Source organism: Halomonas sp. 3D7M, assembly GCF_014897885.1.
Taxonomy (GTDB): Bacteria; Pseudomonadota; Gammaproteobacteria; order Pseudomonadales; family Halomonadaceae; genus Vreelandella.
The window spans coordinates 1-1,695 of record NZ_JABUZF010000049.1 but is presented as its reverse complement, the minus strand read 5'-3'; the positions used below and the strand labels follow the sequence as shown (position 1 = coordinate 1,695).

At 51.8% G+C, this 1,695-nt stretch carries 1 protein-coding gene; it reads right to left on the bottom strand.

Annotation, left to right across the window (positions count from 1 at the left end):
- Nucleotides 1-89: 89 nt before the first annotated feature.
- The gene (locus INT22_RS01385; RefSeq protein ID WP_193067533.1) at nucleotides 90-1,343 is read right to left on the bottom strand and encodes a 2-aminoadipate transaminase; all 1,254 of its coding nucleotides are present in this window, start codon (nucleotides 1,341-1,343) and stop codon (nucleotides 90-92) included.
- Between the last annotated feature and the right edge of the window lie 352 nt (nucleotides 1,344-1,695).

The window sequence follows — 1,695 nt, the reverse complement described above, 5'->3', positions numbered from 1 at the left end:
GGCAATCTCGCCTTCGAAGCCACGAGCGCGCAAGGCGTCGAGAAACGCAACATAGCCACTTCGCACTGCCACTTCGCTGACCATTGCGATCATGCTTTGAGCGTCTCCAGCGCCTGCTCGATGAGCCCTAGCCCTTCTGCCATGACGTCTGGTTCAGTGGTCAATGGCGGCAATAAGCGTAAGACATTACGCTTGCGGCCACTGGGCATTAGCAAAACGCCAGCATCACGCCCCGCAGCCAATAGGTTAGCTAAGTGCTCTCCCCCCGTAGCATTGTCGGTATCTTCAAAGACGATACCGCGCATCGCGCCAACACCGGTCATGGCTCCTAGCATGGGAAAACGCTCGCTTGCTTTCCAGCGCTGGTAAGCACTCACAATCGCCGCTTCTTGGGCATTACCCCATGCGCTTAGCGCCTCGTCTTGCATGATATCCATCACTGCCAATGCAGCTGCACACGCGACCGCATTGCCTGAATAGGTACCTCCCAACGCGCCTTTGGGTAAAGCATCCATTAACTCTTTACGCCCTACCAAGGCGGCCAGAGGAAGACCTGAGGCAATGCTTTTTCCTAACAGAAGCAGGTCAGGCTCGATGCCGAGGTGACTGAAGCCAAAGCGTTTACCGGTTCGTCCGAAGCCTGATTGGATTTCGTCACAAATCAATAAAATACCGTGCTGATCGCAGATTTCCCGCAGCGCTTTCGCAAACTGGGGGCAAAGTAAGCGAAAACCACCTTCCCCTTGAATGGGTTCAACGACGACGCACGCCACTTCACTGGGGGCAATTTCTACGTCAAATACACGCTCTAGGGCCGCTAGCGACTGCTCGGCGGATATCCCACTATCCTGGCTGGGGAACGGCAGGTGATAAACCGGGCCAGGTAGCGCGCCTAAACCGGCTTTATAGGGCTTAACTTTGCCGTTCAAATTGAGTGCGGCCAAGGTGCGGCCATGGAAAGCATCGTCAAAGGCAATCACGCCCTGGCGACCCGTGACACCACGGGCCACTTTCAGAGCATTTTCAGTCGCTTCCGCACCACTGTTCGTCAACATACATCCCAGCGGATAAGAAACCGGCACAAACTGGTCAAGTCGTTCTACGACAGAGAGGTAGCCACGGTGCGGCAAGGCATTAAACGCTGAATGCATGAGGGTATCGACCTGAGCCTTGACGGCCTCGACCACCGCTGGATGGCCATGCCCCAAGTTAAGCACACCAATACCGCCAATAAAGTCGATATAACGCCGCCCTGATTCGTCCCACACCTCTGCATTACGCCCTTTAGTAATGCAAATGGGATGGAGGATGCCTAATGCACTGCTGACGTTGGGAAGGTCCATCGTCGTAAACGCTCCTGAAATTGCCAAGTGTTCCCTTATCAAACAGGTTCAAATAGCAGATCACAAACGAAAAAAAACGCTAAATGCATGCCCAATAGGAATACATAGAAAATAGCCGAGTGATTTAAAAGCAGGAACGGGTGCCGCCTAGCACAGGTACTCAGTGCTGACACCTATGATACTAAAAAAGATCAAAAAATATTAAAAAAAGCATCACGCCGCACGTACTGACATAAATCGCAAATCATTGATTATGAAAAGTATTTATTAATGCCAAATGGCATGACAAAATGGAATGCGTACGCAACTTAATTTCTTTTGTCTGTCGGGCGGCATACGTGAACAATAGCCA

Excerpts from the sequence above, each read along its gene's own strand:
- INT22_RS01385 (WP_193067533.1), bottom strand. The coding sequence starts at position 1,343 with ATGGACCTTCCCAACGTCAGCAGTGCATTAGGCATCCTCCATCCCATT.